2 tRNA genes and 2 rRNA genes are annotated in these 5,115 nt (G+C 52.6%); all 4 read left to right on the plus strand.

Going from position 1 to position 5,115, the window contains the following annotated elements:
- Positions 1-170: 170 nt before the first annotated feature.
- Positions 171-1,707 (plus strand): 16S ribosomal RNA (locus ACFW0H_RS29990).
- Positions 1,708-1,772: 65 nt separating this feature from the next.
- A tRNA-Ile gene (locus ACFW0H_RS29995) sits at positions 1,773-1,849 on the plus strand.
- Positions 1,850-1,881: 32 nt separating this feature from the next.
- A tRNA-Ala gene (locus tag ACFW0H_RS30000) sits at positions 1,882-1,957 on the plus strand.
- A 231-nt stretch (positions 1,958-2,188) separates the two neighbouring features.
- Positions 2,189-5,079, plus strand: a 23S ribosomal RNA gene (locus tag ACFW0H_RS30005).
- Together the 16S and 23S rRNA genes with 2 tRNA genes alongside form the textbook arrangement of a ribosomal RNA operon.
- Positions 5,080-5,115: the final 36 nt, after the last annotated feature.

Raw genomic sequence — 5,115 nt, forward strand, 5'->3', positions numbered from 1 at the left:
CTTGATCGAAACGCTCTTTAACAACTGAATCAAGCAATTCGTGTGGGTGCTTGTGAGGTAAGACTGATAGTCAACTGATTATCAGCATCACAAGTAACACTCGTGAATTCGAGAGTTTATTTGCGATTGCTGAGCCAAGTTTAGGGTTTTCTCAAAACCCAAGCAGTATTGAACTGAAGAGTTTGATCATGGCTCAGATTGAACGCTGGCGGCAGGCCTAACACATGCAAGTCGAGCGGCAGCGGGTCCTTCGGGATGCCGGCGAGCGGCGGACGGGTGAGTAATGCCTAGGAATCTGCCTGGTAGTGGGGGATAACGTTCGGAAACGGACGCTAATACCGCATACGTCCTACGGGAGAAAGTGGGGGATCTTCGGACCTCACGCTATCAGATGAGCCTAGGTCGGATTAGCTAGTTGGTGGGGTAAAGGCTCACCAAGGCGACGATCCGTAACTGGTCTGAGAGGATGATCAGTCACACTGGAACTGAGACACGGTCCAGACTCCTACGGGAGGCAGCAGTGGGGAATATTGGACAATGGGCGAAAGCCTGATCCAGCCATGCCGCGTGTGTGAAGAAGGTCTTCGGATTGTAAAGCACTTTAAGTTGGGAGGAAGGGCAGTCAGCTAATACCTGGTTGTTTTGACGTTACCAACAGAATAAGCACCGGCTAACTTCGTGCCAGCAGCCGCGGTAATACGAAGGGTGCAAGCGTTAATCGGAATTACTGGGCGTAAAGCGCGCGTAGGTGGTTCAGCAAGTTGGAGGTGAAATCCCCGGGCTCAACCTGGGAACTGCCTCCAAAACTACTGAGCTAGAGTACGGTAGAGGGTGGTGGAATTTCCTGTGTAGCGGTGAAATGCGTAGATATAGGAAGGAACACCAGTGGCGAAGGCGACCACCTGGACTGATACTGACACTGAGGTGCGAAAGCGTGGGGAGCAAACAGGATTAGATACCCTGGTAGTCCACGCCGTAAACGATGTCGACTAGCCGTTGGGATCCTTGAGATCTTAGTGGCGCAGCTAACGCGATAAGTCGACCGCCTGGGGAGTACGGCCGCAAGGTTAAAACTCAAATGAATTGACGGGGGCCCGCACAAGCGGTGGAGCATGTGGTTTAATTCGAAGCAACGCGAAGAACCTTACCTGGCCTTGACATGCTGAGAACTTTCCAGAGATGGATTGGTGCCTTCGGGAACTCAGACACAGGTGCTGCATGGCTGTCGTCAGCTCGTGTCGTGAGATGTTGGGTTAAGTCCCGTAACGAGCGCAACCCTTGTCCTCAGTTACCAGCACGTTATGGTGGGCACTCTGGGGAGACTGCCGGTGACAAACCGGAGGAAGGTGGGGATGACGTCAAGTCATCATGGCCCTTACGGCCAGGGCTACACACGTGCTACAATGGTCGGTACAAAGGGTTGCCAAGCCGCGAGGTGGAGCTAATCCCATAAAACCGATCGTAGTCCGGATCGCAGTCTGCAACTCGACTGCGTGAAGTCGGAATCGCTAGTAATCGTGAATCAGAATGTCACGGTGAATACGTTCCCGGGCCTTGTACACACCGCCCGTCACACCATGGGAGTGGGTTGCTCCAGAAGTAGCTAGTCTAACCGCAAGGGGGACGGTTACCACGGAGTGATTCATGACTGGGGTGAAGTCGTAACAAGGTAGCCGTAGGGGAACCTGCGGCTGGATCACCTCCTTAATCGAAGACATCAGCTTCTTCATAAGTTCCCACACGAATTGCTTGATTCAATTGCGAAGGCGATTGGGTCTGTAGCTCAGTTGGTTAGAGCGCACCCCTGATAAGGGTGAGGTCGGCAGTTCGAATCTGCCCAGACCCACCAATTGTCGCGGGGTCGTGAGACCGGTTGACATTGGGGCCATAGCTCAGCTGGGAGAGCGCCTGCTTTGCACGCAGGAGGTCAGGAGTTCGATCCTCCTTGGCTCCACCACTCTCAGCTCGGCCGTCCGAGAGTCCAGAATTGAATACCCGAGAAGGGGTATTGAATTCTGAACTTTGCGTCAGAATCGTTCTTTAAAAATTCGGGTATGTGATAGAAGTGACTTGTTGAGTGTTTCACTGCACTCAGCAACTCAAGGCAAAATTTGCGAGTTCAAGCGCGAATTTTCGGCGAATGTCGTCTTCACCACCATGATCACAGGCAGATTGCTTGGGGTTATATGGTCAAGTGAAGAAGCGCATACGGTGGATGCCTTGGCAGTCAGAGGCGATGAAAGACGTGGTAGCCTGCGATAAGCTTCGGGGAGTCGGCAAACAGACTTTGATCCGGAGATCTCTGAATGGGGGAACCCACCTAGGATAACCTAGGTATCTTGTACTGAATCCATAGGTGCAAGAGGCGAACCAGGGGAACTGAAACATCTAAGTACCCTGAGGAACAGAAATCAACCGAGATTCCCTTAGTAGTGGCGAGCGAACGGGGACTAGCCCTTAAGCTTCCTTGAATCTAATAGAACGCTCTGGAAAGTGCGGCCATAGTGGGTGATAGCCCCGTATATGAAAGGTTCTTGGAAGTGAAATCGAGTAGGACGGAGCACGTGAAACTTTGTCTGAATATGGGGGGACCATCCTCCAAGGCTAAATACTACTGACTGACCGATAGTGAACCAGTACCGTGAGGGAAAGGCGAAAAGAACCCCGGAGAGGGGAGTGAAATAGAACCTGAAACCGTATGCGTACAAGCAGTGGGAGCCTACTTTGTTAGGTGACTGCGTACCTTTTGTATAATGGGTCAGCGACTTATATTCAGTGGCGAGCTTAACCGTATAGGGGAGGCGTAGCGAAAGCGAGTCTTAATAGGGCGTTTAGTCGCTGGGTATAGACCCGAAACCGGGCGATCTATCCATGGGCAGGTTGAAGGTTAGGTAACACTGACTGGAGGACCGAACCGACTACCGTTGAAAAGTTAGCGGATGACCTGTGGATCGGAGTGAAAGGCTAATCAAGCTCGGAGATAGCTGGTTCTCCTCGAAAGCTATTTAGGTAGCGCCTCACGTATCACTCCAGGGGGTAGAGCACTGTTTCGGCTAGGGGGTCATCCCGACTTACCAAACCGATGCAAACTCCGAATACCTGGAAGTGTCAGCGTGGGAGACACACGGCGGGTGCTAACGTCCGTCGTGAAAAGGGAAACAACCCAGACCGTCAGCTAAGGTCCCAAAGTTCTAGTTAAGTGGGAAACGATGTGGGAAGGCTTAGACAGCTAGGAGGTTGGCTTAGAAGCAGCCATCCTTTAAAGAAAGCGTAATAGCTCACTAGTCGAGTCGGCCTGCGCGGAAGATGTAACGGGGCTCAAACTAGACACCGAAGCTACGGGTTCGTCGTAAGACGAGCGGTAGAGGAGCGTTCTGTAAGCCTGTGAAGGTGAGTTGAGAAGCTTGCTGGAGGTATCAGAAGTGCGAATGCTGACATGAGTAACGACAATGCGAGTGAAAAACTCGCACGCCGAAAGACCAAGGGTTCCTGCGCAACGTTAATCGACGCAGGGTGAGTCGGCCCCTAAGGCGAGGCAGAAATGCGTAGTCGATGGGAAACGGGTTAATATTCCCGTACTTCTAGTTACTGCGATGGAGGGACGGAGAAGGCTAGGCCAGCTTGGCGTTGGTTGTCCAAGTTTAAGGTGGTAGGCCGAACACTTAGGCAAATCCGGGTGTTCAAGGTCGAGAGCTGATGACGAGTGTTCTTTTAGAACACGAAGTGGTCGATGCCATGCTTCCAGGAAAAGCTTCTAAGCTTCAGGTAACTAGGAACCGTACCCCAAACCGACACAGGTGGTTGGGTAGAGAATACCAAGGCGCTTGAGAGAACTCGGGTGAAGGAACTAGGCAAAATGGCACCGTAACTTCGGGAGAAGGTGCGCCGGTGAGGGTGAACGATTTACTCGGTAAGCCCATGCCGGTCGAAGATACCAGGCCGCTGCGACTGTTTATTAAAAACACAGCACTCTGCAAACACGAAAGTGGACGTATAGGGTGTGACGCCTGCCCGGTGCCGGAAGGTTAATTGATGGGGTTAGCGCAAGCGAAGCTCTTGATCGAAGCCCCGGTAAACGGCGGCCGTAACTATAACGGTCCTAAGGTAGCGAAATTCCTTGTCGGGTAAGTTCCGACCTGCACGAATGGCGTAACGATGGCGGCGCTGTCTCCACCCGAGACTCAGTGAAATTGAAATCGCTGTGAAGATGCAGTGTATCCGCGGCTAGACGGAAAGACCCCGTGAACCTTTACTGTAGCTTTGCACTGGACTTTGAGCCTGCTTGTGTAGGATAGGTGGGAGGCTTTGAAGCGAGGACGCCAGTTCTCGTGGAGCCATCCTTGAAATACCACCCTGGCATGCTTGAGGTTCTAACTCTGGTCCGTCATCCGGATCGAGGACAGTGTATGGTGGGCAGTTTGACTGGGGCGGTCTCCTCCTAAAGAGTAACGGAGGAGTACGAAGGTGCGCTCAGACCGGTCGGAAATCGGTCGCAGAGTATAAAGGCAAAAGCGCGCTTGACTGCGAGACAGACACGTCGAGCAGGTACGAAAGTAGGTCTTAGTGATCCGGTGGTTCTGTATGGAAGGGCCATCGCTCAACGGATAAAAGGTACTCCGGGGATAACAGGCTGATACCGCCCAAGAGTTCATATCGACGGCGGTGTTTGGCACCTCGATGTCGGCTCATCACATCCTGGGGCTGAAGCCGGTCCCAAGGGTATGGCTGTTCGCCATTTAAAGTGGTACGCGAGCTGGGTTTAGAACGTCGTGAGACAGTTCGGTCCCTATCTGCCGTGGACGTTTGAGATTTGAGAGGGGCTGCTCCTAGTACGAGAGGACCGGAGTGGACGAACCTCTGGTGTTCCGGTTGTCACGCCAGTGGCACTGCCGGGTAGCTATGTTCGGAAGAGATAACCGCTGAAAGCATCTAAGCGGGAAACTCGCCTCAAGATGAGATCTCACTGGGATCTTGAATCCCCTAAAGGGCCGTCGAAGACTACGACGTTGATAGGTTGGGTGTGTAAGCGCTGTGAGGCGTTGAGCTAACCAATACTAATTGCCCGTGAGGCTTGACCATATAACACCCAAACAATCTGGTGATTGTGGGTGCGAC

The sequence above is a fragment of the Metapseudomonas cellulosilytica genome, from assembly GCF_049334135.1.
GTDB lineage: Bacteria > Pseudomonadota > Gammaproteobacteria > Pseudomonadales > Pseudomonadaceae > Metapseudomonas.